Annotated in this window: 28 protein-coding genes; 17 read left to right on the top strand and 11 right to left on the bottom strand. The window is 73.0% G+C overall.

Translation table 11 applies throughout. The features are described from left to right. Positions 1-142 precede the first annotated feature (142 nt). Entirely contained in the window at positions 143-1,129 is a 987-nt protein-coding gene (locus ACZ63J_RS30000; RefSeq protein WP_465401188.1) for an ArsR/SmtB family transcription factor, read from the bottom strand. 281 nt (positions 1,130-1,410) lie between these two features. On the opposite strand from ACZ63J_RS30000, the gene ACZ63J_RS29995 reads away from it, so the two are divergent. Continuing rightward, positions 1,411-2,040, top strand: coding sequence for an RICIN domain-containing protein (locus ACZ63J_RS29995; protein ID WP_465401187.1), 630 nt, complete (start codon positions 1,411-1,413; stop codon positions 2,038-2,040). A gap of 193 nt (positions 2,041-2,233) precedes the next feature. Further along, positions 2,234-3,631, top strand: a complete 1,398-nt coding sequence (locus ACZ63J_RS29990; RefSeq protein WP_465401186.1) for a Dyp-type peroxidase — start codon at positions 2,234-2,236, stop codon at positions 3,629-3,631. A 48-nt stretch (positions 3,632-3,679) separates the two neighbouring features. On the opposite strand, the gene ACZ63J_RS29985 is transcribed toward ACZ63J_RS29990, so the two are convergent. Next, entirely contained in the window at positions 3,680-4,573 is an 894-nt protein-coding gene (locus ACZ63J_RS29985) for an ROK family protein (RefSeq protein WP_465401304.1), read from the bottom strand. A gap of 197 nt (positions 4,574-4,770) precedes the next feature. Here ACZ63J_RS29985 and ACZ63J_RS29980 point away from each other — a divergent pair, with 197 nt between their 5' ends. The 3 genes from ACZ63J_RS29980 (at position 4,771) to ACZ63J_RS29970 (ending at position 6,333) form a co-directional block, all read left to right on the top strand. Next, positions 4,771-4,980 (top strand): CbtB domain-containing protein, encoded by a 210-nt coding sequence (locus tag ACZ63J_RS29980; RefSeq protein ID WP_465303922.1) that lies wholly within the window; start codon positions 4,771-4,773, stop codon positions 4,978-4,980. 18 nt (positions 4,981-4,998) lie between these two features. Next, on the top strand, positions 4,999-5,754 hold the full coding sequence (locus tag ACZ63J_RS29975) for a CbtA family protein (protein WP_465303920.1): 756 nt from the start codon (positions 4,999-5,001) through the stop codon (positions 5,752-5,754). A 63-nt stretch (positions 5,755-5,817) separates the two neighbouring features. Next, positions 5,818-6,333, top strand: a complete 516-nt coding sequence (locus ACZ63J_RS29970) for a DUF4190 domain-containing protein (protein WP_465401185.1) — start codon at positions 5,818-5,820, stop codon at positions 6,331-6,333. Positions 6,334-6,341: 8 nt separating this feature from the next. On the opposite strand, the gene ACZ63J_RS29965 is transcribed toward ACZ63J_RS29970, so the two are convergent. Continuing rightward, the gene (locus ACZ63J_RS29965; RefSeq protein WP_465401184.1) at positions 6,342-7,082 is read right to left on the bottom strand and encodes an SDR family oxidoreductase; all 741 of its coding nucleotides are present in this window, start codon (positions 7,080-7,082) and stop codon (positions 6,342-6,344) included. Between the two features lie 85 nt (positions 7,083-7,167). On the opposite strand from ACZ63J_RS29965, the gene ACZ63J_RS29960 reads away from it, so the two are divergent. Next, a complete protein-coding gene (locus ACZ63J_RS29960) occupies positions 7,168-7,725 on the top strand; it encodes a TetR/AcrR family transcriptional regulator (protein ID WP_465401183.1) in 558 nt (185 codons plus the stop codon). On the opposite strand, the gene ACZ63J_RS29955 is transcribed toward ACZ63J_RS29960, so the two are convergent. Continuing rightward, the gene (locus ACZ63J_RS29955; protein ID WP_465401182.1) at positions 7,722-9,203 is read right to left on the bottom strand and encodes a cobyric acid synthase; all 1,482 of its coding nucleotides are present in this window, start codon (positions 9,201-9,203) and stop codon (positions 7,722-7,724) included. The two genes, ACZ63J_RS29960 and ACZ63J_RS29955, sit on opposite strands and share 4 nt — an antisense overlap. After that, complete coding sequence (locus ACZ63J_RS29950; protein ID WP_465401181.1) at positions 9,200-10,132, bottom strand: cobalamin biosynthesis protein; 933 nt, start codon at positions 10,130-10,132, stop codon at positions 9,200-9,202. Before ACZ63J_RS29950 ends, ACZ63J_RS29955 begins: the two co-directional genes overlap by 4 nt. A 36-nt stretch (positions 10,133-10,168) precedes the next feature. Here ACZ63J_RS29950 and ACZ63J_RS29945 point away from each other — a divergent pair, with 36 nt between their 5' ends. From ACZ63J_RS29945 to ACZ63J_RS29920, 6 genes are all read left to right on the top strand, one after another. Beyond that, positions 10,169-10,771 (top strand): bifunctional adenosylcobinamide kinase/adenosylcobinamide-phosphate guanylyltransferase, encoded by a 603-nt coding sequence (locus tag ACZ63J_RS29945; RefSeq protein ID WP_465401180.1) that lies wholly within the window; start codon positions 10,169-10,171, stop codon positions 10,769-10,771. 13 nt (positions 10,772-10,784) lie between these two features. Then, positions 10,785-11,798 carry a nicotinate-nucleotide--dimethylbenzimidazole phosphoribosyltransferase gene (gene cobT / locus ACZ63J_RS29940; RefSeq protein ID WP_465401179.1) on the top strand — a complete coding sequence of 338 codons (1,014 nt, stop codon included), beginning with the start codon at positions 10,785-10,787 and terminating at the stop codon, positions 11,796-11,798. Between the two features lie 87 nt (positions 11,799-11,885). Then, a complete protein-coding gene (locus ACZ63J_RS29935; protein WP_465401303.1) occupies positions 11,886-12,608 on the top strand; it encodes an adenosylcobinamide-GDP ribazoletransferase in 723 nt (240 codons plus the stop codon). A 43-nt stretch (positions 12,609-12,651) separates the two neighbouring features. After that, the gene (locus ACZ63J_RS29930) at positions 12,652-13,137 is read left to right on the top strand and encodes a SigE family RNA polymerase sigma factor (protein WP_465401302.1); all 486 of its coding nucleotides are present in this window, start codon (positions 12,652-12,654) and stop codon (positions 13,135-13,137) included. Next, the gene (locus ACZ63J_RS29925) at positions 13,134-13,610 is read left to right on the top strand and encodes a hypothetical protein (protein ID WP_465401178.1); all 477 of its coding nucleotides are present in this window, start codon (positions 13,134-13,136) and stop codon (positions 13,608-13,610) included. Before ACZ63J_RS29930 ends, ACZ63J_RS29925 begins: the two co-directional genes overlap by 4 nt. Positions 13,611-13,647: 37 nt before the next feature. Then, positions 13,648-14,349: a helix-turn-helix transcriptional regulator gene (locus ACZ63J_RS29920; protein WP_465401177.1), complete on the top strand. Its 702-nt coding sequence runs from the start codon at positions 13,648-13,650 to the stop codon at positions 14,347-14,349. Here the strand turns inward: ACZ63J_RS29920 and ACZ63J_RS29915 are convergent. The 6 genes from ACZ63J_RS29915 to ACZ63J_RS29890 form a co-directional block, all read right to left on the bottom strand. Further along, positions 14,333-14,689, bottom strand: coding sequence for a VOC family protein (locus tag ACZ63J_RS29915; protein WP_465401176.1), 357 nt, complete (start codon positions 14,687-14,689; stop codon positions 14,333-14,335). The genes ACZ63J_RS29920 and ACZ63J_RS29915 overlap by 17 nt on opposite strands. Before the next feature lie 105 nt (positions 14,690-14,794). Next, positions 14,795-15,868 carry a hypothetical protein gene (locus ACZ63J_RS29910; protein WP_465401175.1) on the bottom strand — a complete coding sequence of 358 codons (1,074 nt, stop codon included), beginning with the start codon at positions 15,866-15,868 and terminating at the stop codon, positions 14,795-14,797. Between the two features lie 298 nt (positions 15,869-16,166). Continuing rightward, a complete protein-coding gene (cobC, locus tag ACZ63J_RS29905; protein ID WP_465439684.1) occupies positions 16,167-17,198 on the bottom strand; it encodes an Rv2231c family pyridoxal phosphate-dependent protein CobC in 1,032 nt (343 codons plus the stop codon). After that, positions 17,191-18,522, bottom strand: a complete 1,332-nt coding sequence (locus tag ACZ63J_RS29900) for a cobyrinate a,c-diamide synthase (RefSeq protein ID WP_465401173.1) — start codon at positions 18,520-18,522, stop codon at positions 17,191-17,193. Before ACZ63J_RS29900 ends, cobC begins: the two co-directional genes overlap by 8 nt. After that, positions 18,516-19,130 carry a cob(I)yrinic acid a,c-diamide adenosyltransferase gene (cobO, locus tag ACZ63J_RS29895; RefSeq protein WP_465303894.1) on the bottom strand — a complete coding sequence of 205 codons (615 nt, stop codon included), beginning with the start codon at positions 19,128-19,130 and terminating at the stop codon, positions 18,516-18,518. Before cobO ends, ACZ63J_RS29900 begins: the two co-directional genes overlap by 7 nt. After that, positions 19,130-21,091 carry a putative cobaltochelatase gene (locus tag ACZ63J_RS29890; RefSeq protein ID WP_465401172.1) on the bottom strand — a complete coding sequence of 654 codons (1,962 nt, stop codon included), beginning with the start codon at positions 21,089-21,091 and terminating at the stop codon, positions 19,130-19,132. The genes cobO and ACZ63J_RS29890 overlap by 1 nt, the downstream gene beginning before the upstream one ends. Before the next feature lie 149 nt (positions 21,092-21,240). On the opposite strand from ACZ63J_RS29890, the gene cbiE reads away from it, so the two are divergent. Genes cbiE through bluB form a run of 5 tightly spaced genes read left to right on the top strand, consistent with a single transcriptional unit; the run spans position 21,241 to position 25,511 of the window. Then, complete coding sequence (gene cbiE / locus ACZ63J_RS29885) at positions 21,241-22,368, top strand: precorrin-6y C5,15-methyltransferase (decarboxylating) subunit CbiE (RefSeq protein ID WP_465401171.1); 1,128 nt, start codon at positions 21,241-21,243, stop codon at positions 22,366-22,368. Next, positions 22,365-23,126 (top strand): precorrin-4 C(11)-methyltransferase, encoded by a 762-nt coding sequence (gene cobM, locus ACZ63J_RS29880; RefSeq protein ID WP_465401170.1) that lies wholly within the window; start codon positions 22,365-22,367, stop codon positions 23,124-23,126. Before cbiE ends, cobM begins: the two co-directional genes overlap by 4 nt. Next, positions 23,123-24,139, top strand: coding sequence for a Gfo/Idh/MocA family protein (locus tag ACZ63J_RS29875; protein ID WP_465340831.1), 1,017 nt, complete (start codon positions 23,123-23,125; stop codon positions 24,137-24,139). Before cobM ends, ACZ63J_RS29875 begins: the two co-directional genes overlap by 4 nt. Beyond that, entirely contained in the window at positions 24,136-24,855 is a 720-nt protein-coding gene (locus ACZ63J_RS29870) for a cobalt-precorrin-6A reductase (protein ID WP_465401169.1), read from the top strand. The genes ACZ63J_RS29875 and ACZ63J_RS29870 overlap by 4 nt, the downstream gene beginning before the upstream one ends. Continuing rightward, entirely contained in the window at positions 24,852-25,511 is a 660-nt protein-coding gene (gene bluB, locus ACZ63J_RS29865) for a 5,6-dimethylbenzimidazole synthase (protein ID WP_465401168.1), read from the top strand. The genes ACZ63J_RS29870 and bluB overlap by 4 nt, the downstream gene beginning before the upstream one ends. Positions 25,512-25,528: the final 17 nt, after the last annotated feature.

The raw sequence follows: 25,528 nt of genomic DNA, 5'->3' as shown, positions 1-25,528 counted from the left end.
CACCCCAACCCCCCCCCCCCCCTCCCCCCCCCTCCCCCCCCCCCCCCCCCCCCCCCCCTCCCCCCCCCCCCCCCTCCCCCCCCCCCCCCCCCCCCCCCCCCCCCCCCCCCCCCCCCCCCCCCCCCCCCCCCGCTGCTCCACCTCAGCTGTCCAAGAGAGCGCTTCCCAGCGGCGTCAGCGAGTGCAGCACCGTGTTCCGCTCCCGGTGCGTGATGATCAGCCCCGCGCGCCGCAGCACCGTCGTGTGCTTGCTGACCGCCGACGGCGTCACCCCCAGCCGGGCCGCCAGCTCGGACGTCGAACAGCCCACCGCCAGGATCGTCAGCGCCGCCGCGCGGGTCGGGCCCAGGAGGTCCGCCAGCGCGTTGCCCGGTGACCTGCGGGTCGCGCGGTCGATCCCCGCCGAGTGCGCGGCCTGGCGGACGCACGGGTAGTGCAACCGCGGTGTGCCGCCCGGCGCGGCCGGGACCAGTGCCGGGCACACCGAGAAGTACGTCGGCACCAGCAGCAGGCCCGTGCCCTCCGAAGGGAGCGTCTCGGCCACCCGGTCGTCGGTCTCCAGGACCGGCGCCGCCCAGCGGACCTTCGGGCGCAGGCCGGTCAGGAGCGCGTCGACGCCGCCGTGGAGCAGCAGCTGCGTGCGCATGCCGAGGTCGGCGTCCACCTGGGCGCACACCACGTCCCAGCCCGGGGCGAGCGCGAGGTCGTGGTAGTCCTGCATGGCCTGGACCAGTCGCGGGAGGCCCGCGGGGTCGCCGTCGGCGAGGGCGGCCGCCCACGCCGGCAGGTCGCGGTCGGCCGGCGCGGTGCGCAACGCCGTCTTGAGGCTCACCGGTTCCGTCTTCAGCACGGCCGCGAGCCCGGACTCCAGGTCGTAGCGCCCCGCGGCGGGCAGCAGGAACTCCGGGACCGGCGCCTCCGGGCGGCAGAGCCACATCAGCACCGACGCCGACTCCGGCAGGCCCTGCCACACGCGGTACCGCCAGCGGTTGAACGCCGACGAAGCCGCGTTCCGGCCGCCGTCGCGGCGCTGCAGGACCTGCAGGCTCGCGGCGAGCTCCGCCATCGGGTCGGCGGCGGCCGCGAGCCCGACGCGGACGAGGTCCTGCAACGTCAGCTCGATGCGCACGCGGGCCCCCCGGGTCTCCTGCCCCTCCATCGGCCCGAGATCACGTTCCGTTACACGTCTGACCTGCGTTTTTGCCCCTCCGGGAAATCTTCTCGACGGGGACGGACCGGCACTGAATGATGGCTTCAGAGACCGCTTTCGGGGGTTCGCGGTCTCGACGAGGGGGATTCGCCGGCACCACCGAGCGCCGGGTCCGTCCGGGCCCGGGGCCGGCTGCGGCCTGCCCTTTTCCTTCGTCTTCAGGTACACCGTTGATGCCGAAAAGGGGAACGATGACGAAGATGAAGCGACTGATGGTGACGGTCGCCGCGGCGGCGGGCCTGCTGGGCCTGGTCGCCGTGCCGCAGGCCGGTGCGGCGCCGGCCGACGGCAAGGGGGACGTGAAGATCACGTCGATCGGCCAGCTCAAGCTGCGCCCGTCGAAGGTCGCCGGGGAGGTGAAGCAGCGCTCCACCAACCGGACCGCCGCCGCCGACCCGATCGACCCGGGTCCCTACATCCTGGAGTCGGCCGCCTTCGGCCGCTGCTGGGACGCCGACCTGAACACGATCAACGCCAACGGCACGAAGATGCAGCTGTGGGACTGCAACGACACCGCGCCGAACCAGGCGTTCTGGCTCACCAAGAACCCGGAGGGCTACTTCCGGTTCCAGAACTACCAGAGCGGCCGGTACCTCGACGCCGACCTGAACTCGATCGGCAAGAACGGCACCAAGGTCCAGCTGTGGGACTTCCTGGCCGGTGGCAAGAACCAGTGGTGGACCCTCACCGAGATCCCCGAGGGCTACCTGCGGATCCAGACCCCGGCCAGCCCGCGGCACCTGACCGCGGAGGGCTCGGTCGGCGCCAACGGCACCCGGCTGCAGCTGTGGGACTTCATCGCGGGCGGCAAGTCCCAGTGGTGGTTCTGATCCGTTAGACGCGGGGGCGTGGGCCCCGTCCGGCGACTGCCGGGCGGGGCCCGTTCCGTTTTCCGGGGCAATTCAGCATTCAACTTAATCTTTCGTGTGAATCGGCCGGCAGGGTGGCACGCGCTCCTCGCGCGCCTGCATTCTGGGACCAGGGGCGCCGCAAGGCGGGTTTTACACGGGAGGGGACCCGAAAATGAGTGTTGATCTGTCCACCACGCTGAACTGGACCACCGCGACCGGTGACGCCGCGACGATGCTCGGCGAACTGCAGCCGAACATCCTCAAGGCCCACGTCCGCGACCACCTTTCCGCGCTGTTCCTCGCTTTCGGCGACGCCGCCGAGGCGCGGGCCTTCCTCGTCTCGCTCACCGGGAAGATGAAGTCCGCCCAGGACCACCTCGCCGAGGTCGGCGCGTTCAAGACCGGCGGCGCCGCGGGCACGCCGTACGTCGGGGCCGGGCTCACCGCGGCCGGCTACCGCGCCCTCGGGGTCGAGAACTTCCCGCAGGACGAGGCGTTCCTGCGCGGGATGGCGAACCCGGTGACGCGGCAGCGGCTCGGCGACCCGCCGCGCTCGACGTTCGATCCGGGCTACCGCACCGAAATCCACGCCGTCGTGCTGGTCGGGGACGCCACCGACAAGGCGATGACCGCGCGGCGCAACGAAATCCTCGGGCTGCTGCCGGACTCCGTCACCGTGCTGGCCGAGGAAACCGGCCTCGGCCGGGTCAACGCGCGGGGTGAGGGAATCGAGCACTTCGGGTACGTCGACGGCCGCAGCCAGCCGTTGTTCCTCGCCGAAGACGTCGACGCGGAAAAGAACAACACCGACGGCATCAACGTGTGGAACCCGTCGGCGCCCCTTTCCCAGGTGCTGGTACCGGACACCGCGGCGCCGGATCCGGGCGTCCATTTCGGCAGTTACTTCGTTTTCCGGAAGCTCGAACAGAACGTGCGGCGGTTCAAGCAGGCGGAAGCGGATTTGGCCGACACTCTCGGCCTGACCGGCGACGACCGGGAGCGCGCCGGGGCGATGATCATCGGCCGGTTCGAGGACGGCACCCCGCTGACGACGCAACGCGAGGACGGCGCGGAAAGCCCGGTGTCGAACAACTTCACCTACGACAGCGACCTCGGCGCGCTGAAGTGCCCGTACCAGGCGCACATCCGCAAGACGAACCCGCGCGGCTCCGGTGGCCGCGAGCAGCTGCCCGAGGAGCGCCTGCACCTGATGGCCCGCCGCGGTGTCACCTACGGCGAACGCCCGGACGACCCGAACGCCGACGTGCCGCCGTCGGCGCGGCCCAGCGGCGGGGTCGGGCTGCTGTTCATGGCGTTCAACTCGGTGCTGGGCAACCAGTTCGAGTTCACGCAGGCGGCGTGGGCGAACAACCCGGGCTTCCCGTTCGTCGAGGGTGTCACGCCGGGCCTCGACCCGGTGATCGGCCAGGGCGAGCGCGGCACGTCGGACTACTCCCTCGAATGGGGCGGTTCGGCGCAGCGCACGGCCGAGCCGGTGCCGCAGTCGGTGACCGTGCGCGGCGGCGAGTACTTCTTCATGCCGTCGCTGGCCTTCCTGCGAGCCCTCTGACGCTTCGTGAAGGCCACCGTGAGGTCCTCGCGGTGGCCTTCACGATGCTCAATCGAGGAGGTCGAAGGCCAGCAGCCCGGCGCCGAGCCGGCCGGCCTCGTCGCCGAGCTTCGCGATGCGCAGCTCCGGCATCCGCTGGAACGTCAGGTGCGACGCCAGCCACTCGCGCACCGGCTCGAGCACGTAGTCGGCCGCCGTGAAGAGGCCGCCGCCGAGGATGACGACCTCCGGGCCGAGCAGGGTCAGCAGGGTGCGGATGCCGTGGCCGAGGCCGTCGAGGGCATCCTGGACCACCGCCACCGCGACCTCGTCGCCGTGCCGGGCCAGGTCCACGACCTCGCGGGCGCCGTCGGCCGCGCGGCCGGTGCGCTCGGTGTAGCGGCGGGCGATCGCGGCCGCCGACGAGATCGCCTCCAGGCAGCCGATCGCGCCGCAGCCGCACTTGCCCGGGTGGCCGACGTCGATGTGCCCGACCTCACCGGCCTGGCCGTGAGCGCGGTGGATCCGGCCGTCGAGCAGCAGCGCGGCCGCGATGCCGGTGCCGACCGGAATGAACGCCGCGTTGGTCGCGCCCTGCCCGGCGCCGACGCGGAACTCGGCGATGCCGCCCGCGGTGACGTCGTGCCCGAACGCCACCGGCAGCCCCAGCCGACCCTCGAGCAGCTCGCCGAAGGGGACTTCGCGCCAGTCGAGGTTGGCCGAGAAGTGGCAGACGCGGGTCTCTTCGTCCACGATCCCGGGCACCACCACGCCGACGGCGGCGGGCAGCCCGGTGCCCGCCTGCTCCGACAGCGCCGCCACGATGTCCGAGACCTGCGCGGCCAGCGCCGTCCCGTCCGCGCTGCGCGCCGTCTCCGCCCGCAGCGCCGCCTTCGGCTGCAGCTGCTCGTCGAGCAGCGCCGCCTTGATCGTCGTACCGCCCACATCGAGGGCCGCCACCATTCGAGTCACCGCGGCATTGTCACATTGACGCGCCCCGAACGGCGGACCTACGCTCAACCGGCCCAGACGAGGAGATTCCGGAACGCGGTGCAAGTCCGCGCGGTCGCGCCACTGTGACCCCCGCAAGGGGGAAGCCAGACCCGGATCCCCTCGTGGAGACCCCGATGAGGCCGCGAAAGCCCGAGGAGGCCCCGCCCATGTCGCAGACGGCTACCACCGCCGTTCCGCTCCCGATCCGCATCCCCGTCCGGGAGATCGTTCCGTGGGCGGTGTTTGTCGTGCTCCTCGCCCTGATCGCGCTGTACTTCGTGAGCGCCGAACAGGGCGCGACCTCGGTCTTCGCGAACATGTACGTCCACGAGTTCGTGCACGACGGCCGGCACCTGCTGGCCTTCCCCTGCCACTGATCGGCGGCACGTACTCCCATGATGAAGACCTTGCTGGTCCGCGGCATGCTCGCGGGCCTGATCGCCGGTGTGCTCGCGTTCGGGTTCGCCTACGCCTTCGGTGAGCCGTCGGTGAACACCGCCATCGGGCTCGAAGAGTCCGGCGGCCACGCGCATTCCCACGACGCCGGCGCGGCGCCCGCGCCCGCCGAGGAACCCGAAGAGGAGCTCGTCCCCCGGGACATCCAGAGCACCGTCGGGCTGCTCACCGGCGTCCTCGTCTACGGCGTCGCGATCGGCGGCCTGCTCTCGCTCGCCTTCGCGTTCGCCCAGGGCCGGCTCGGCGCGCTGCGTCCCCGCGTGACGGCGTTGCTGCTCACCACGGGCGCGTTCGCCGTGGTGTTCCTGGTGCCGTTCCTGAAGTACCCGGCCAACCCGCCCGCGGTGGGCCAGCCGGGCACCATCGGCTCACGCACCGAGCTGTACTTCGGGTTCGTCGCCGTCTCGCTGCTCGCCGGCATCCTGGCGACGGTGTTCGGGCGCAAGCTCGCGGACCGCTTCGGCGCCTGGAACGGCTTCCTCCTCGCCGCGGCGGGCTACCTCGTCGTGATCGGCGTGGTGGCCTGGCTGATGCCGATCGTTGACGAGGTCCCGGCGGAATTCCCGGCGTCGACGCTCTGGAGCTTCCGGACGGCGTCGATCGGCACCCAGGTGACGTTGTGGCTGGTGCTGGGCCTGACCTTCGGCGCCTTCGCCGAGAAGGCGCTGACGAAGAAGGCGACGGTCGCCGCCTGAATCGTTAGGTTCCGGGCGCTTTTGTCCCTTTAGGATCGCCTGCAGGGGATCCGAGGGGGAATCATGACCGAGCCTGAACCTGCCGTGCCCGTCAAGCGGAACGGCTTCGCGGTCGCGTCGCTGGTCACCGGGATGATCGGCTTCCTCGGGATCACGGCGCTGCTGGGCGTGGTCCTCGGCGTTGTCGCGCTGGTCCGCGTCCGCCGGACCGGCGAGCGGCCGCGGCTTCGCGATCGGTGGGATCGTCGCGGGCGCGGCCTGGGCGATCGTGCCACCGGTGGCGGCGGTCCTGCTGGTCACCGGCTGGCTGAGCACGTCGAACACGTCGCTCCTCGCGTTGCAGCTCGGGGCTGCTACAACACCGCGCGTCCCGGTCGTGACGCCGTGACGTTCCCGGGGACGCGGAAGGCCGAAAGCGCGGCGCTCACCAGCTGCCAGGACCGGCTGCGCAGCACGTTCGACGAGATGGCCACGATCCCGCCGGAGCTGGTGCTCATCGGCTACGTGCCGGACGAGGACGCCTGGGCCGCCGGCAACCGCACGGCCGTGTGCGGGTTCCAGCAGCGCACGCGCCGCTGAGCCACCGGTCAGCCCTGCCGGGTCGGCCGGATGGTGATGTCGCCGATTTCGACGTCGTCGGGCTGCTCGATCGCGAACGCGATGGCACGCGCGACGGCGTCGGGGCCGATGCCCAGCATCGCCATGGCCTGCTGGGCCTCCGCGTGCTGCCCGGGGTCGTCGATGTGGTCGAGGAGCTCGGTGCGCACGTAGCCCGGCGAGACCGAGGTGGTGCGCAGGGCGCCGTCGGTGGACTCCTGGCGCAGCGCCTCCAGCAGGGTGCGCACGGCGTTCTTGGTGCCCGCGTAGACGGCCTGCGTCGGCACGATCTTCAGGCCGGAAGTCGACACCGTCGTGACGAAGTGCCCGCGGCCCTGGCCGCGGAACACCGGGAGCGCGGCGGCGATGCCGTGCAGGACTCCGCGCAGGTTGACGTCGATCATGTGGTCCCAGTCGTCGACGTCGAGGTCGCCGACCGGCGCCGTCCGGGCGACCCCGGCGTTGGCCACCAGGACGTCGAGGCGGCCGAACCGCTCGACGGCCAGGGCCACCAGCCGCTCGAGGTCGGCGCGCTCGGTGACGTCGACGGCCAGGGTCTCCGCGCGGCCGCCGTCGCTCCGGATCTCCCGGGCCAGCTCGTCGAGCCGGTCGGTGCGCCGGGCGCCCAGCACGACCGCCGCGCCCCGGGCGGCCAGCTCCCGGGCGGTGGCCGCGCCGATCCCGCTGCTGGCCCCGGTGATGGCCACGACCTTGTTGTCCAGTCCGCTCATCGGACGTTCCTTCCGCTAAACTGACACTTGTCCGCTTACGGCGTCCACCGTACCGGACACTTGTCCATTTAGCGAGGAGGGTTCCGTGACGGGTCGTGAGCGCCGCTCCGACGCGGTCGCCAACCGCGACCGGGTCGTCGAGGCCGCGCGCGCCGAACTGAGCGAGTCCAACGGCGCGGCCGCCGACCTGAAGCTGCATCGGGTCGCCAAGGCCGCGGGCGTCGGCCAGGGCACCCTCTACCGGCACTTCCCCACCCGCGAGCACCTGCTGGCCGAGGTCTACCGGCACGAGCTGACCCAGCTCGTCGACGCCGTGGCGCCGCTGCTGGCCGAACACCCGCCGCTGGCGGCCCTGACTCGCTGGATGCAGCGGCTCGTCGAGTACGCGCGGGTCAAGCGCGGGGTCATGGCGGCGATCGAGGCGTCGGCGTGGCACGACCTCTACGCCGACCACCACCACCGGCTCGACGAAGCGCTCGAAATGCTGCTGGACCAGGGAAAGGCCGCCGGCGAGGTCCGGGACGGCGTCGACGCCGCCGACGTCATCCTGCTCCTGGGCGCGTTGTCGCGGATCCCGGAAGCCGAGTGGGAGACCCGCGCGCCCACAGTCGTGACGGTCATCGTCGACGGGATCCGCCGCTAGGGCGCGCCCGGCGGGACGAACGGCAGGTCACGCGGCGCGCCCTGCTCCAGCAGGGTCAGCAGCGCCGCCGTGTCCAGGTGCTCGCCGACAGCGTCGGCGAGCTTGTCCAGCATCTCCTCGCGCAGGTCGGCAAAGCCCGGGGCGCCCGGCGACGGCGTCCAGCCCACACCCGCCTGGGTCGCCGCTTCGGTGAGCCACGCGCGGCGGAACGCGTCGTTCTCGAACGCGCCGTGCCACATCGTGCCCCAGACCGGGCCGGCGGTCAGGCCGTCCAAAAAGGACTCGCTCGTCCCGTCGGACGTCACCGAGCCGTGGTGGATTTCGTACGCGTCCACCGGGTGGCCGCGCCAGCTGCCGTTCGGCCGGGCCAGCACCTTCTCCGCCGCGAACGTCACCCGCGCGGGCAGCAGGCCGAGGCCCGGCACCTCGCCCGCGCCGGACTCGACGTCGTCCACAATGGACTCGGCCAGCATCTGGTACCCGCCGCAGATGCCGAGCACCGGCTTCCCGGCCGCGGTCCGGGCCGCGAGCGCACTGTCGAGGCCGCGCTCGCGCAGCCAGGCGAGGTCGTTCACGGTGGCCCGGGACCCGGGCAGCACCACGACGTCCGCCGCGGCGACGGTGTCCGGGTCCGCGGTGAGCGTCACGCTGACGCCGGGTTCGGCGGCGAGGGCGTCGACGTCGGTGGCGTTGGAGGCCCGCGGAAAACGCACCACGGCGACGTGCAGGCCACCGCCGTGGACCTCCCGCCGCCAGCCCGCCGCGGCGAGCGCGTCCTCGGAGTCGATCCACACGCGGTCGAGCCACGGCAGCACCCCCAGCACGGGCCGGCCGGTGACCTTCTCGAGGCTGTCCAGGCCGGGGCGCAGCAGCCCGACGTCCCCGCGGAACTTGTTGACCACCCAGCCCGCGACGAGCGCCTGGTCTTCGGCCGAGAGCAGGGCGAGTGTGCCGAACATCGCGGCCAGCACCCCACCGCGGTCGATGTCGCCGACGACCAGCACCGGCAGGCCGAAGCGCCGCGCGAGGCCCAGGTTGACGTAGTCACCGCCGCGGAGGTTGATCTCGGCGGGGCTGCCGGCGCCTTCACAGACGACGACGTCGTAGCGGGCGCTGAGGTCCTCGAAGGCGGCGAAGGCGATCTCGGCCAGGCCGGCCCGCCCGGTGGCGTACTCACCGGCTTCGAGGGTGCCGAAGGGCTTCCCGAGCGCGACGACGTGGCTGCGCCGGTCGCTGCCGGGCTTGAGCAGCACGGGGTTCATGGCGGCTTCGGGCTCGACCCGCGCGGCGCGGGCCTGCAGCCACTGCGCCCGGCCGATCTCGGCGCCGTCGCCGCAGACCATGGAGTTGTTGGACATGTTCTGCGCCTTGAAGGGGGCGACACGGACGCCCTGCCGGACCAGCCACCGGCAGATCCCGGCGGTGACCAGGCTTTTTCCGGCGTCCGACGTCGTCCCGGCGACGAGCAGGCCGGTCATCGGGCCGCCCCCGCGGCCACCACGACCGCCGCCACGCCGACCAGCCGGGACAGGCGCACCGCCCGGCGGAGGTCCACCGGCTCCGGGTCGCGGCCCTCCCCCAGCCGGGCGCGGGTCTCGGCCTCGCCGGCGTAGCTGTTCGTCCCGCCGAGCCGGATGTCCAGCGCGCCCGCGAACGCCGCCTCGACCTGGCCCGCGTTCGGACTCGGGTGCCGGCCGCCGTCGCGGCGCCAGACCCGCCAGGCGCCGCGGGTGCGGCCGCCCGCCAGGGGCGCGCACATCGCCGTGAGCACTCCCCCGATCCGGGACGGCGCCAGGTTCACCACGTCGTCGGCGCGTGCCGCGGCCCAGCCGAAGCGGCGGTAGCGCGGGGAGCGGTAGCCGACCATCGCGTCGAGCGTGTTCAGCGCGCGGTAGCCGAGCAGGCCCGGCAGCCCGGCGACCGCGCCCCAGAACAGCGGCGCGACCACGGCGTCCGAAGTGTTCTCCGCGATCGACTCGGTGGCCGCGCGGGTGAGCTCGGCGGAGTCGAGTGTTGTCGCGTCGCGTGCGCAGAGGTGCGAAAGCCTCTGACGCGCTTCGGGGACTTCGCCGGCTTCGAGCAGCCTGGCCATTTCGCTTCCTTCGGCCGCGAGACCGCGTCCGCCGAGCACTACCCACGTACAGACCGCTGTTGCCGCGAAACGCGCGAAGGGACTTCGCCGAGTAGCGGCCTGAAGCGCGACGCCGAGGCCGACAGCGCTGAAGGCGCACAACCCCGCGTACGCCGCTCCGCGCGGCTTCGAATCCGCCCACATGCGGCGTTCGAGGCGGCCCGCGGCGGTCCCGAAGACGGCGACCGGATGCCCCCGACGGGGGTCGCCGAACAGGGTGTCGGCGACATATCCGGTCACGAGTCCGGCCGCGGTTGTCCCTAGACGGAGTGGCACGTCGCGCACGTTAGCGCGTGCACCACAATGCCCGGTATGACCAAGCTGACGCACCGGCTAGCCGGGTACCTAGAGAACCTGGCCAAAGCGCTCCGCCGGTACGGACGCGACGAAGGAAAGGTGCTCGTCCTCGGTGGCGTCCGCTCGGGGAAGTCGCGGCACGCCGAGCGGCTCGTCGCCCGCCACCCGCACCTCGTCTACGTCGCGCCCGGCCTCCCGGCGAGCGACGACGATCCCGACTGGGCCGCCCGGGTGGCCGCGCACCAGGCGCGGCGGCCGGCGCACTGGAAGACCGTCGAGACCACCGACCTGGCCGGGACCCTGCGCGCCGCGACCGAACCCCTGCTGATCGACTGCCTCGGCACGTGGCTCTCGCGGGTGCTCGACGACGTCGGCGCGTGGCAGCAGAAGCGCGGCTGGGAGCACCGCCTCGACGACCGGCTCGAGGACTTCCTCGCCGCGTGGGCCGCGGCGCGGGTGCCGGTGGTCGCGGTCAGCAACGAGGTCGGCAGCGGTGTGGTGCCCGCGACGTCGTCCGGACGGCTGTTCCGTGATGTGCTGGGCGCACTGAACAACCGGGTGTCCGCCGACGCCGACCGGGTCGTGCTGGTCGTCGCGGGCCGGGCGCTCGACCTGTAGCCAGGAGGCGCTCGTGTTCGACGTTCCCGTGCCCGACCCCGCCGCTCGCGCCGCCGCGCTGGAGCGGCTCGACGGGCTGGTCAAGCCCCTCGGCTCGCTCGGCAGGCTGGAGGAGATCGCCGCCTGGCTGGCCGCGGCGCACGGGAGCGTGCCGCCGCGCCTACTCGACGACGTCCGGGTGGTCGTCTTCGCGGGCGACCACGGCGTCTCGGCGCTGTCGGCGTACCCGCGCGAGGTGACCGCGGCGATGGTGCGGGTGTTCCTGGCCGGGAAGAGCGGCGTGAACGTGCTGGCCGCGCAGGTCGGCGCGCAGGTCCGGGTGGCCGACCTCGGCGTCGACTGGGACGGCGCCGACGTGCCCGCCGCGGTGACGGCGCACAAGATCCGCCGCGGTTCGGGCTCGATCGACGTCGAGGACGCGTTGGAGCCGGGCGAGGCCGAGGCGGCGTTCGAGGCGGGCCGGGCGATCGCGCGGGAGGAAGCCGGCGCGGACGTGCTGATCCCAGGCGACATGGGGATCGGCAACACGGCGATGTGCGCGGCGCTGGTCGCGGCTTCGCTGGGCCTGCCGGCGGCGGAGGTGGTCGGCACGGGCACGGGCGTGGACGCGGCCGGCCTGGCTCGCAAGACGTCCGCGGTCGCGGCGGCGCTGGCGCGGACTTCGGGCCGGGTGTCGGACCCGTTCGAGCGCCTGACGGCGTTGGGCAGCGCCTGCGTCGCGGCCACGGCGGGCTTTCTGGTCCAGGCGGCGCTCAGCAGCACCCCGGTCCTGCTGGACGGCGTGTTCTCCGGCGCGGCCGCCCTGGTGGCGCGCGACATCGCACCGGGGGCCGAGCGGTGGTGGCTGGCCGGGCACCGCTCGACGGAGCCGTCGCAGGCGTACGCGTTGAAGGCCCTCGGCCTGGAGCCGATCCTGGACTTCGGTTTGCGGCTGGGCGAGGGAAGTGGCGCGGTTCAGGCGGTCCCGACGTTGCGCGCGGCGCGGGCGATTCTGGCGGAGATGGGCCTGCTGGCGGATCTCGCGTGAGTGGCGGGGCGGGTCTCGAGCGGCCCCTCGGCGGGTGTCGCCCATGATCTCGAGCCGCGAGTGAGCCGCTGGACGGATGCGGCGCGGATGGCCGTCGGCACGCTGACCACCGTGCCCGTCCCGCCTCCGCGCGTCATCGACCGGCACGTCGCCGGTCGCGCCATGCTGCTCGCTCCGCTCGCCGCCCTCCCCCTCGCCGCCGTGGCCGGGCTGGTCGTGGCCGCCGGGCAGGCCGTTCACCTGCCCGGCCTCGCCACCGCCGCCCTGGCTCTCGGCGCGGTCGCCCTCGGCAGCCGCGGCCTGCACCTCGACGGGCTCGCGGACACCGCCGACGGCCTCGGCGCGTCCTACGACCGGGCCAAGGCCCTCGACGTCATGCGCCGCGGCGACTCCGGGCCGACCGGGGTCGCGACGCTCGTCTTCGTCCTGCTCGTCCAGGTCGGCGCCCTCGCCGGCGCCGAGCACCCCGTCGCGGTGGTCGTCACGGCGATCCTCGCCGGACGCTGCACCCTCTCGATGGCGTGCGCACGCGGCGTTCCCTCGGCGCGACCGGAGGGGCTCGGCGCCACCGTCGCGGGCTCGGTCCCCCGGACCGCCACCGCGGCCGTGGCCCTCGCGGCCGCCGGGCTGAGCACGCTCGTCCCCGGGCTGCCGTGGTGGCGCGGCCCTCTTGCCGTGCTGCTCGCCTACGCCGTCGCCGCAGCCCTCCTCTGGCGCTGCACAAAACGCCTCGGCGGGGTGACCGGCGACGTCCTCGGCGCGGGCGTCGAAGCCGGGGTCGCGGCCGCGCTGGTGGTCTTGTCAACCTAGGCCCCCGGCCCGGCGTGTACCAGGTAAACGCCGAGGAGGGACCCTGAGCGCCGATCCCGCCGTCGACCTGACGGCACTCTTCCACGCCCACCGCCCGGGCCTGGTGCGGCTGGCCGTGCTGCTGCTCGGCGACCGCGCGCTCGCCGAGGACGTCGTGCAGGACGCCTTCGTCGCGCTCTTCCGGCGCTGGCCGCTCGACGATCCCGACGGCGCGGGTGGGTACCTGCGCGTCTCGGTGGTCAACGGCGCCCGGTCCGCGCAGCGGCGCGCGGCCCTGCGGCGAAGGCACCACCGGACCGAACGGGACGACGGCCCGCCCGCCGACACCGAAACCCTGCTCGGCGAGGAGCACCGCGAGGTGCTGGCCGCCGTGCGACGGCTGCCGCGGCGGCAGCGGGAGGTCCTCGTGCTCCGGTACTGGTCCGGCCTGTCCGAAGCCGAGATCGCCGAGACGCTCGGGGTCTCGCGCGGCACCGTCAAGACCTGCGCGTCCCGCGCGCTCGCGAAGCTGGAAGGAGAACTCCGATGACCGACGTCGAAGACCGCCTGGAACGGGCCTTCCACGCCCTCGCCGACACCGTGGACGTCGAGCCCGCGCCGCTCCCGGCGCCCCGGCGGCGGCTGGTCGCGCCGCTGGTGGCCGCGGCCGCGACGGTGGTTGCCGCCGGGGTGATCGTCGTCCTGTCGGCGCATCCCGAGCCGGCGCCCGTGCCGCCCGCCGTCCGGCCGCTGCCCGCGCCCACCGTCGTTTCCCTGCCGAACTTCGCGCTGTTGACGCATTGTGGTGTCGACGAGATGCGGATCGGCCTCCGCTACTACGAGGCCGTGACGCCGCTGGTCGGCCCCGCGCACACCGCGCCCGCCGGCTGGGACACCCCGTACCAGGAGGGCACCATGACGCTCGACGCGCCGAACTCCGCCGTCTTCCGGGACTACCACGGGCACGAGGTCCGGTTCCGGTTCCGGCCCGGCGCGACCGAGTTCAAGCAGCTCTGCGACTAGCCGAAAACTGTCGTACCCCCGGCCTAGAGTGCCGCTCGTGAACCGGACCGATCGTCTTTACGCGCTTGTCGAAGAGCTCCGGGCCGTCTCGCCGCGGCCGCGGAGCGCCCGGTGGCTGGCCGGGCGGTTCGAGGTGAGCGCGCGCACCGTCGAGCGGGACATCAGCGCGTTGCAGCAGTCGGGCGTGCCGATCTACGCCGAGGCGGGGCGCACCGGCGGCTACTGCCTCGACAAGGCGCGCACGCTGCCGCCGGTCAACCTGACGCCGGGTGAGGCCGTCGCGCTGGCGCTCGCGCTGAAGCGGCTGGAAGGCACGCCCTTCCGCGCGGAAGCGGGCTCGGCGCTGCGCAAGCTCGTCTCGGTGATGCAGGCGGACGACGCCGCGGCGGCCCACGACCTGGCCGGCCGCGTCCACCTGCTCGACGACGCGGGCGACGTCCCACCGATGCCGCGCGAGATCGCCGACGCGCTGCTCACCCGCCGCGTCCTGCGCATCGGCTACGGCGACCGTGAAGGCGCCGTGACGCGGCGGGAGATCGAGCCGCTGGGGTACGTCGGCAAGCCCGGGCACTGGTACCTGGTGGCGTGGTGCCGGCTGCGCGCCGGTGTCCGGGCCTTCCGCACCGACCGGATCACGGCGGTGGCGGTGACCGCCGAGGTGCCCCCGCACCGCCCGCTGCGGCGCGAGGACCTCGACATCCCGTACGGCGTGGTCGAGCAGCTCAGCTTGGCCGGCTGAACACCGAGAAGTGGTTGCCGGCCGGGTCGAGCACGTGCGCGAAGGTCACCCCGACGGGGTTCACCGCGGGCGGCCGCTGGATCTTCCCCCCGGCGGCCTCGACCCGCCGGCACGCGGCTTCGACGTCCTCGACCAGCACGCTGAAGATCGCGTAGTTCTCCGTGCCGGTGAACAGCCCACCGCGCGAACCACCGGTGTCGACGACCCGGTAGGCGACGTCGGTGCTGGCGGTGTCGTCCTGCGCGACGGTCCAGCCGAAGACGTCCCCGTAGAACCGTTCGACGGCCGCCGGGTCGTCGGAGCCGATCTCGAACCAGGCGACGTCGTTGAATCCGGGCATGGTGGTCCTTTCGCTGCCCCGCCGGGCATTTCCCGGCGGCGAAGACCACTCTCGACGGTGGTGGCGACAGCCCCCTGTCGGTGTTTATCACGAACCTGGGGAGTCCTACGGCTGCAGCATCTGCGTCACTTCCAGCCCGTCGGACGAGGCGGCCACCACGATCCCGCCGGCCAGGACCGTCGGGCAGTTGCGGCTGTTGTCCGTGCTGCCGCCCTGGATCTCCCGGTAGGACAGCTGTTTGCCGGATGTCATGTCGAGAGTCGCGAGCTGACCGTTCACCGCCAGCAGCAGCTGGGCGGCGGTCACTCCGCACAGCTCGCCGCCGGGAGACCGCCAACGCTCCTTCCCGGTGTCGTCGGCGTAGGCGATCAGCAGACGCTCGTCGGGCTGCGCCGCGAGATGGTCCACGAGCAACGCGCCGCCGTGGTCACCCAGGATGCGGTAGGTGCTGTCCGGCGCCGGAACCGACCAGAGTTTGCGCAGCGACGGCAGCTCGGCGACCACGACCTGGTCATCGGAGGACGATGCCCCGTCGATCGACACGAGCTTGGTCCCGTCGGCGGTGAGCCCGACCAGGGGTGAGCTTCCCGCGCTGTGGATGGGGAAGACGCCGGTCCGGGCCAGTTTCATCCCGTCGTCGAAGAACCGGTCTTCGACGTGGGTGACGGGTGAGCCGTCGCGCGGCTCGAAGAGATCCGTTTTCACCGGCGCCGTCCCCGGCACGTAGTGGGCCAGGTAGTTCCCCACGACGCTGGTCGCGTTCGCGACGCTGTGCGACTTGCCGGTCGCGAGATCGAGCACCTCGTGCACTTCGACATTCGCGAACTGGGTGGAGTAGAGCCCCCATTTCCCGTCCTGCGTCGCGGCGAACCCCTGCAGCGCCCCGTCGTAGGCGCCGCACGACAGGTCCGTCTTCTGCTCGGGAACCAGTTCCTTCTGCCACAGGTGCGTTCCCGTTCCCGCGTCCCACGCGTCGAGGACCAGCGATGACATCGCCGGGTTGACCCCTTGGGCGGGCTTCTTCGTGATCAGCTCGGTCAGCAGGGTGCGCCGCCCGCCGACCACCACGTCGGCGGCGCCGCATTCGCCGGTGAAGGGCCCGCTGTCGATCTGTGCCAGCCGGGTCCCGGCGGCGTCGTAGGTGGTGATGACCGACTTGTCCGGCGTGTCGTCGCTCATCCCGGGACGGAAGCTGTCCACGAACGTGAACCCCGTGCCGTTGGTGATCACGTTCAGCCGCCCCGGCCCGCTCAGGTGCTGGAGCACCGTGCCGGGAGCGGGCGCGACGGCCGTCGTCGGAGCCGAGCTCGGCGCGGGCGGGGAAGAGGCGGTTCCCGGGACGGCTTGACCGGCGGGCGACGGCGATGGCGATGGCGATGGCGCCGAGCCGCACCCGACAGTGCACAGCAGCACCGCCACGGCGGCCGCTGCGAGAGGTGGTGTGCGACTGCTCATTCCGCGGCCCCGCCGCGCCTTGTTACAGCGCGGTGTTCCGGACTTCCCGCAACGCGGTCAGGAACCCATCGGTAGTCACCCGGTCCCGGACGGCCAGCCGCAGGTGGTCCGGGCCGAGGCCCGGGAACGTGTCCCCGCGGCGGACTGCGTACCCCGCCTCCCGCAGCCGCGCCCGCAGCGAAGCGCCGCCGGGAACCCTCACCAGCACAAACGGGCCTCGCGGATCACCCAGCACCGCGACGCCGGCTTCCGTCAAGCGCGACACCAGGTAGTCGCGGTCGGCTTCCGCTGCGACGGCCAGCTTTTCGGCCTCCTCCAGCGCGGACGGACGGCAGCACGCCACCGTCGCGACTCCGGCCAAAGTGGACACCGACCACGGCACCTGGACCGCGCGCAGCCGCGTGATCACCGACGGCTCGGCGAGCACGTAACCCGCGCGCAGCCCGGCCAGACCCCACGTCTTCGTCAGGCTCCGCAGCACCACGACGCCCGGCACACCGTGGGCCAGGCTTTCGGCCTCGCCGGGAACGGCGTCCAGGAACGCCTCGTCGACCACCAGCGTCCGGCCGGGGCGGGTCAGGGCGAGCAGGGACGCCGCCGGGTGCAGCACCGACGTCGGGTTCGTCGGGTTGCCCACGAACACCAGGTCCGCGTCGGCGGGCACCGACGCCGGGTCGAGCACAAAACCGTCCTCTTCGGACAGGATCACGCGCGACACCGTGTGTCCCGCGGCCCGCAGCGCGGCCTCCGGCTCGGTGAACTGCGGGTGCACCACCACCACCGCGCGGCGCGGCCGGAACGCCGACGCCAGCAGCGTGAACGCCTCCGCGGCCCCCGCGGTGACCAGGACCTCGTCCGGAAGACGTCCGTGCCGCGCAGCCACCGCCCGTGTCGAATCCACAGTGGACGGATAAGCCGCGAGGGAGTCCAAAGCGGACGCCAGCTCGGCCCGCAGCCACGCCGGCGGGCGCGGCAGCCGGACGTTCACCGCGAGGTCGACCAGCCCCGGCCCGACCTCGCGGTCGCCGTGGTGGTGCAGGTCGTAGTCAGGCATGGGCCCGGACCCGCGCCGCGAACCGCTGCGCCAGCTCGGGATAGCCGGCCCAGTGGACGTGCAGGTAGGACGCGTGCAGCGTCGGCGACGCGAAGCCGTCCAGCTGCCGGTCCCAGCCCCAGGCCGCCGACGCGCCGTGCGACGGTGTCACCTCCGTGCGGTGGAACTCGTGCCCGGTGACGCGCTGACCGGCCGTGGCCAGGACATTGTCCTCAACGGCGACCGCACGCCGGTACCCGAGCTTGCCGCGGGCGGTCATCTTGGCGTCCGCGGGCAGCGCGCCGACCATCGGCACGCCGTCCAGCGACTGGCACAGGTACAGCAGCCCCGCGCATTCCGCGCTCACCGGCATACCCTGGGAGATCGCCGAAGCCACCTCGGCGCGCAACGCGGTGTTCGCCGACAGCTCCGCCGCGTGCACCTCGGGGAACCCACCGCCGAAGTACAGCCCGGCACAACCGTCCGGCAACGCCTTGTCCCGCAACGGATCGACGTCGACTACGTCAACACCGCAGGCGGCGAGCAGCTCGATGTTCTCGGTGTAGCGGAAGGTGAACGCGGGCCCGCCCGCGGCCGCGACCGTCACGCGCGGACCGTCCACACCGGACGGTTCCCACGGCGGCGAGGAAAGCGGAGACGCCGCCGAAGCGATCCGGACGATCGCTTCGAGGTCGACGCCGTCCCGCACCCACGCGGCCAGCGACGGCAGCACCCGCTCGGCCTCCGACGCGCGTTCCGCCGCCGGGACCAGCCCGAGGTGGCGGCTCGGCGCGTGGATCTCTTCGTTGCGGTACAACGCTCCCAGCAGCGGGACGCCAGTGGCTTCGAGCGCGGCCGCGATCTCGTCGAGGTGCCGCTGCGAGCCGAGCTTGTTGAGGATGACCCCGGCCAGCCGCACCCGCGTGTCGTAGGACGCAAACCCGAGCACGGTCGCCGCGACACTGCGCGAGGCCGCCGACGCGTCGACGACCAGCACCACGGGCGCGTCCAGCAGCCGGGCCACGTGCGCGGTCGAGGCGTACCCCTCGGTGCCCAACGCGCCGTCGAACAGGCCCATCACGCCCTCGATCACGGCGATGTCGGCACCGGCGGAACCGTGGCGCAGCAACGGAATCAGCAGATCCTCGCCCTGCAGGAACGGGTCGAGGTTGCGCGCCGGGCGTCCGGTCGCGAGCGCGTGGTAGCTCGGGTCGATGAAGTCCGGCCCGACCTTGTGCCCGGACACGCGGTGCCCGGCCTCGCGCAGCGCCGCCATCAGCCCGGCGGCGATCGTGGTCTTGCCGTGCCCCGAACCGGGCGCGGCGACGACCACACGCGCTACCACTCGATCCCCCGCTGGCCCTTCTGGCCGGCGTCCATCGGGTGCTTGACCTTGGTCATCTCGGCGACGAGGTCGGCGGCCTCGACCAGCTCCGGCGGCGCGTACCGGCCGGTGATGACCACGTGCTGGTGCCCGGGGCGCGAGACCAAAGTGGACACGACGTCGTCGACTTCGAGCCAGCCCCACTTGAGCAGGTAGGAGAACTCGTCGAGGACGTAGAAGCCGTGTGTCTCGGCGGCGAGGCGGCGCTTGATCTCCGCCCAGCCCTCCCGCGCGTTCGTCGCGTGGTCCTCTTCGGTGCCGGACTTGCGCGCCCAGCTCCAGCCCTCGCCCATCTTGTGCCACTCGACCGGCCCGCCCTCGCCGGTGTCTTCGTGCAGCTTCCCCAAGGCACGGAACGCGGCTTCCTCGCCGACGCGCCACTTCGCCGACTTGACGAACTGGAACACGCCGATCGACCAGCCCTGGTTCCAGGCGCGCAGCGCCATCCCGAACGCGGCCGTCGACTTGCCCTTCATCTCGCCGGTGTGCACGGCGAGCAGCGGCCGGTTGCGACGCTGGCGCGTGGTCAGCCCGTCTTCCGGCACCGCCGAAGGCTTTCCCTGCGGCATCAGGCGGCCCGTCCCGTCCGCGCGCGGACGGCGTCGGCCAGCGACTCCGCGGCGACGTCGGCTAAGGCCACGTGCTCGCCGCCGAGGTGGGCGGCGAGGTCGGCGGCCAGCCCGAGCCGCATCTTGCCGCTCTCGCAGTCCATCACAACCGAAGTCACCCCGCTCAGCAGCCCGGCCGCGGCCTGGGCGCGCGCGACGGCGTCCGGTCCACTGGTGGCCCGGCCATCGGTGACGACGACCAGCAGCGGACGGCGTCGCGGGTCGCGGATCTCTTCGACGCGCAACACGCGCGCGGCCTCCAGAAGCCCTTCGGCCAGCGGCGTCCGGCCGCCGGTGGGCAGGCCTTCGAGACGGGACGCGGCCGCGTCGACGCTGATCGTCGGCGGCAGCGCGAGCTCGGCGGTGTTGCCGCGGAAGGTGACCAGCCCGACCTTGTCCCGGCGCTGGTAGGCGTCGAGCAGCAGCGACAGGACCGCGGACTTGACCTCACGCATCCGGGCCTTCGCACCCATCGAGCCGGACGCGTCGACGCAGAAGAGGACCAGGTTGCCCTCACGGCCTTCGCGCAGCGCGAACCGCAGGTCCTCCGGCCGCAGCTTCAGGCCGGCGCCGTCGCGGCCGCGGGCTTTCTGGTGCGGGGCCGCGGCTTTGACGGTCGCGACCAGGTGCGGCCGCCCGTCCCGGACGCTCGGGGGCTGGACGCCGATGGTCCGCCCGCTGTCGGTGATCGCGCGCGACCGGCGTCCGCGCTCCCCCTCGCCCATGCCCTTGACGCGGAACACGCGGGCCTTGAACGTCTCGCCGGCGCCGACGGTCTTCTGCTGCCCGCCGTTCTGCTTCTGCTGCGGCTCGCCCTGCGGCGCGTCTCCCTGCGGGACGTCCTGCGGCGCCTCTTCGGGCGTCGACCCCGATCCGGGACCGTCGTCTTCGGGGCCCGGCTCCGGAGGCTGCGCGTCCTGAAGGGCCTGCTCCAGCTGCTCTTCGGAGATTCCGGGCGCGTCGAACGGGTTCCGGCGGCGCCGGTGCGGCAACGCGAGCCGCGCGGCGACGCGGACGTCGTCGGTGGTCACCTCGTCACGACCGGCCCAGGCCGCATGCGCGACCGCGGCGCGCGCGGTGACGATGTCCGCGCGCATGCCGTCGACTTCGAACGACGCGCAGATCTCGGCGATCTGGCGCAGCGCGTCGTCGGGCAGCTTGACCGCGGGCAGCAGCTTCTGCGCCGACTCGATCTCCTCGGCCAGCCGCGCGTCTTCATCGGCGTACTGCGCGGCAAAACCGTCGGGGTCGGCTTCGTAGGCGAGACGACGCCGGACGACCTCGACGCGCTGTTCCGGGTCGCGGCTGGAGGCGACCTCGACGGTCAGCCCGAACCGGTCCAGCAGCTGCGGCCGCAGCTCGCCTTCCTCGGGGTTCATCGTGCCGATCAACACGAACCGCGCGGCGTGCGACACCGAGACGCCCTCGCGCTCGACGGTCGCGCGGCCCATCGCGGCGGCGTCGAGCAGCGTGTCGACGAGGTGGTCGTGCAGCAGGTTGACCTCGTCGACGTAGAGCAGCCCGCGGTGCGCGGCGGCCAGCAGGCCGGGCTGGAAGTCCGTGACCCCTTCGGCGAGCGCGCGCTCCAGGTGCAGCGAGCCGATGACGCGGTCCTCGGCCGCACCGACCGGCAGCTCGACCAGCTTGGCCGGCCGGCGGTGGCTCGACCGGCTCGACGCGCCTTCGTGCGGGCCGTCCGGGCAGAGCGGGTCGGGAGCCGTGGGGTCACAGGAGAACCGGCAGCCGTCCACGACGTCGACACTCGGCAGCAGACCGGCCAGGGCCCGGACCATGGTCGACTTCGCGGTGCCCTTTTCGCCGCGCACCAGCACCCCGCCGACGGCGGGGGAGATCGAGGAGAGGACCAGCGCGAGACGCAGGTCCGGCAGCCCGACGACGGCGGTGAACGGGTACGGCTTCAACAGCACTCCTCCAGCTCGGCGACCGGCCGATCATCGCACAGCGCCCGGCTCGCTTAGGGTGGGAAATCGTGCGCGAAGAATCACGTCGACCGGCCCCGGGACACCCGGTCCCGGAGTGGGGTCCGGGGGAAGGCCGACCACGCCTGACGGTGGTGGGGATCGGGGCCGACGGGTGGGCCGGGCTCTCCGAACACGCCCAGGCCCTGGTCCTCGGCGCCGACGTCGTCCTCGGCGCGCCCCGCCAGCTGGAGTACCTGCCGGGCGAGGTGGAAACCCGCCCGTGGCCCAGCCCGCTGCTGCCCGGTCTCGACGCGCTGCTCGCCGAACACGACGGCGAACGCGTCTGCGTGCTGGCCAGCGGTGACCCCTTCCTCTCCGGCATCGGCACCACCCTGGTCGCGCACGGGTACGAGCTGGACGTCCTGCCCGCGTTGTCTTCCGTGACGCTCGCCCGGGCCCGGCTCGGCTGGTCGGCGGAGGAGACGGCCGTGGTCAGCGTGGTCGGCCGCGGTGTCGCGCGGGTGGCGCGGGTGCTCGCGCCCGGACGTCGCGTGCTCGTCCTGGGCGCCGAAGTGGCTTCGCTGCGTTCGCTGCTCACCGTGCGCGGCTACGGCGAGAGCGAGCTGATCGCGCTGGAGGGCCTCGGCGGCCCGGACGAGCGGATCGCCGACGGCTGGGAGCACGACTCCGGCCCGCTGACCGTGCACGCGCTCGAGTGCGTCGGGCCCGCGCTGCCGCTGATCGGCGTGCCCGACGACGTCTACGCCCACGACGGCCAGCTCACCAAGCGCGACCTGCGCGTTTCCGCCCTGGCGCGGCTCGCGCCGAGTCCCGGCGAGCTGCTGTGGGACGTCGGCGCGGGCGCCGGCAGTGTCGGGATCGAGTGGTCACGGCTGCACGAGCTCAACCGCGCCATCGCGGTCGAACAGGACCCCGAGCGCGCCGAGCGGATCGGCCGCAACGCGCTCGACCTGGGCGTGCCCGAGCTCCAGGTGGTCACCGGACCGGCGCCGGAGTCGCTGAGCGCGCTGCCCGCGCCGGACGCGATCTTCATCGGCGGCGGCCTGACCACGCCAGGCTTGCTGGAGGTGTGCCTGGAGACCGGCGCCCGGATCGTCGCGCACGGCGTGACGCTGGAGGCCGAGACGATCCTCGCCCAGACGTACGCGCGGCTGGGTGGCGAGCTGCTGCGGATCGGCGTCGAGCGGGCGGCGCCGCTGGGGGCGTTCACCGGGTGGACCCCGGCCCGCGTCGTGACGCAGTGGAGCAGCCGATGACCGTCCACTTCGTCGGGGCCGGGCCCGGGGCCGCGGACCTGATCACCGTGCGGGGCCGGGATCTTCTCGGCCGCTGCGGGGTCTGCCTCTATCCCGGCAGCATGACCCCGACCGCCCTGCTCGCCTACTGCCCGCCCGGCGCGCAGCTGATCGACACCGCGAACCTCAGCCTCGACCGGATCGTCGAGCACCTGGTCGACGCTCACCGCAACGGCCATGACGTCGTGCGGCTGTGCTCCGGTGACCCGTCGCTCTACAGCGCCGTCGCCGAGCAGATGCGACGTCTCGACGCCGCCGAAGTGCCGTACGAGGTCGTTCCCGGTGTGCCCGCCTTCGCCGCGTCGGCCGCCGTTCTCGGCCGGGAGCTCACCGTGCCGGAGATCGGCCAGAGCCTGGTGATCACCCGCGTGCAAGCGCGGTCCACCAAGATGCCGCCGACGGAAACCCTCGCCGCCTTCGCCGCCACCCAGGCGACGCTGGCGCTGCACCTCGCGATCAACCACGTCGAGCGCGTCACCGAGGAACTCTCGCCGCACTACGGCGCCGACTGCCCGGTCGCCGTCGTCGCGCTCGCGAGCCAGCCCGGCGAGACCGTCGTGCGCGGGGTGCTGGGCGAACTTCCCGCGCTCGTGCGCGAAGCCGGGATGACCCGCGCGGCCACCATCTTCGTCGGCCGGGTGCTCGCCGCGGCGGGCTTTCCCGACAGTTTCCTCTATTCCCGTGCCCGTGACCGGGCGGACCAACCGGAGTCGTTGTGACGGAACTGCGCTGGGGCCTGCTGGCCGCCGGGACCATCGCCGCCCACTTCGCCGCGGGCGTCGACGAAAGCAAGCACGGCCGGCTGACCGCCGTCGCGGCGCGGAACGCCGACCGGGCAAGGGACTTCGCGGCGCGCTTCGAGATCCCGAAGGCCTACGGAAGTTACGAAGACCTCCTCGCCGATCCCGAGGTCGACGCCGTGTACGTCTCGACCCCGCACCCGATGCACAAGGAATGGGCGATCGCGGCGGCCGAAGCGGGCAAGCACGTGCTGTGCGAGAAGCCGCTGACGGTGACCGCCGCCGACGCCGAAGAAGTGGTCGACGCGGCGCGCAAGCACGACGTCTTCCTGATGGAGGCGTTCATGTACCGGCTGCACCCGCAGACGCGGCGGCTGGTGCAGCTGATCGCGTCCGGCGCGATCGGCGAGGTGCGGGCGGTCGACACGACGTTCTCCTTCGCCGCCGAACCGGGGGACGCCGCGCGGCTCACCGACCCCGCGCTGGGCGGCGGCGGGATCCTCGACGTCGGGTGTTACTGCACGTCGCTGGCCCGGCTGGTCGCGCAGGCCGCGACTGGGCTCGACGTCGTCGAGCCCAGTGAGGTCAGCGGGATGGCGCTGTTGTCGAAGGACGGCGTCGACGAGTACGCCACCGGCCTGCTGCGGCTGCCCGGCGACATCCTGGCGACGATCTCGTGCGGCATCCGGCTGGCGCGGGAGGACAGCATCCGCGTGTTCGGCACCCAAGGTCAGCTCTATGTGCCGCAACCGGCGTGGATCCACCCGCTGCGGACCCCGGGGACGTCGCAGATCATCTTGACTTCGGCGGTCGGTGAGCAAGACGTCATCGAAGTCGAAGCGACCCAGGGCGTCTTCGCGCGCGAAGCCGACCACGTTGCTACGCACGTCGAAGACCGGCAGTCCCCCGACCTGCCTTGGGCGGAGACGCTGGCCAACCTGCGGACGCTGGACCGGTGGCGCGAAGCGGTCGGTTACGGACGCTCTTCGTGATCCTCGTTCTCGGCGGAACCGGCGAAGCACGAAAACTGGCCGAAGCGCTTGTGACGCGCGAAGTCCGCGTTGTCTCTTCGCTCGCGGGACGCGTCGCGCGACCACGGCTGCCGGTCGGCGAAGTACGCGTAGGCGGCTTCGGCGGTGTCGACGGCCTCGCGGCGTGGATCCGCGACAACGACATAGACGCCGTTGTCGACGCGACGCACCCCTTCGCGGAACGCATCGGCGCGAACGCGGCGCAGGCCGCCGAACGCACCGGCGTCCCCCTCCTCCGGCTCGCCCGGCCCGGCTGGACGCCCGGGCCCGGAGACGTCTGGCACTGGGCCGACGACCTCGCCGACGCCGCCCACCGGCTCCCCGACCTGGGCCGCCGTGTCTTCCTGACCAGCGGCCGCCAGGGCCTGCCTGCCTTCGCACATCTCGACGACCTGTGGTTCCTGATCCGCTGCGTCGACCCGCCGGAGCCGCCGCTGCCCCGCCACCACGAGCTGATCCTCGCGCGCGGGCCGTACGAGGTGGCCGCGGAACGCGAACTGCTCGAGAAGGTCGACGTCCTGGTCACCAAGGACTCCGGCGGCACGCTGACCAGCGCCAAGCTGACCGCCGCGCGGGAGCTGGGCCGGCCCGTCCTGCTCGTCCGGCGGCCGCCCCGGCCCGCCACCGAGAGCGCCACGACCGTGCCCGAAGCCGTCGAATGGGTCCTGAACCGATGATCGAAGAGTTCTACGAGGTCCTGCGCAAACGCCGGGACGTCCGCGGCGAGTTCACCGGCGAGCCGATCCCGGACGCCGCGCTGACGCGGATCCTCGAAGCCGCGCACGCCGCGCCGAGCGTCGGGCTCACGCAGCCGTGGGACTTCGTGCTCGTCGACGACCAGGCGACGCGCGAGAAGTTCGCGAAGCACGTCCACGAAGAGCGTGAAGTCTTCGCCGCACAGCTCGACGAAGAGCGCGCGGGCACCTTCGCGAACATCAAGATCGAGGGCATTCTCGAGGCGAGCCTCGGCATCGTCGTCACCTACGACCCGGCGCGCGGCGCGCCCGCGGTGCTCGGCCGGCACGCGATCGCCGACGCCGGCCTCTATTCGGTGTGCCTGGCCATCCAGAACCTCTGGCTCGCCGCCACCGCCGAGGGCCTCGGCGTCGGCTGGGTCAGCTTCTACCGCGAGCCGTTCCTGCGCGAACTGCTCGGCATCCCCGACGGCGTCCGGCCGGTCGCGTGGCTGTGCGTGGGTCCCGTCAGCCGCCTGGAAACCGTGCCCGACCTCGAGCGCCACGGATGGCGCACCCGCCGTCCCCTGGCCGCGGCGGTACACCACGGACGGTTCACCCCGCGTGACCCGGGGGCTGCGTCAGCGGCCGACCTCTGACCCGTTAGCGTTGCGCC

Source organism: Amycolatopsis sp. NPDC104863, from assembly GCF_055582965.1.
This window is presented reverse-complemented; position numbering and strand designations above follow the sequence as displayed.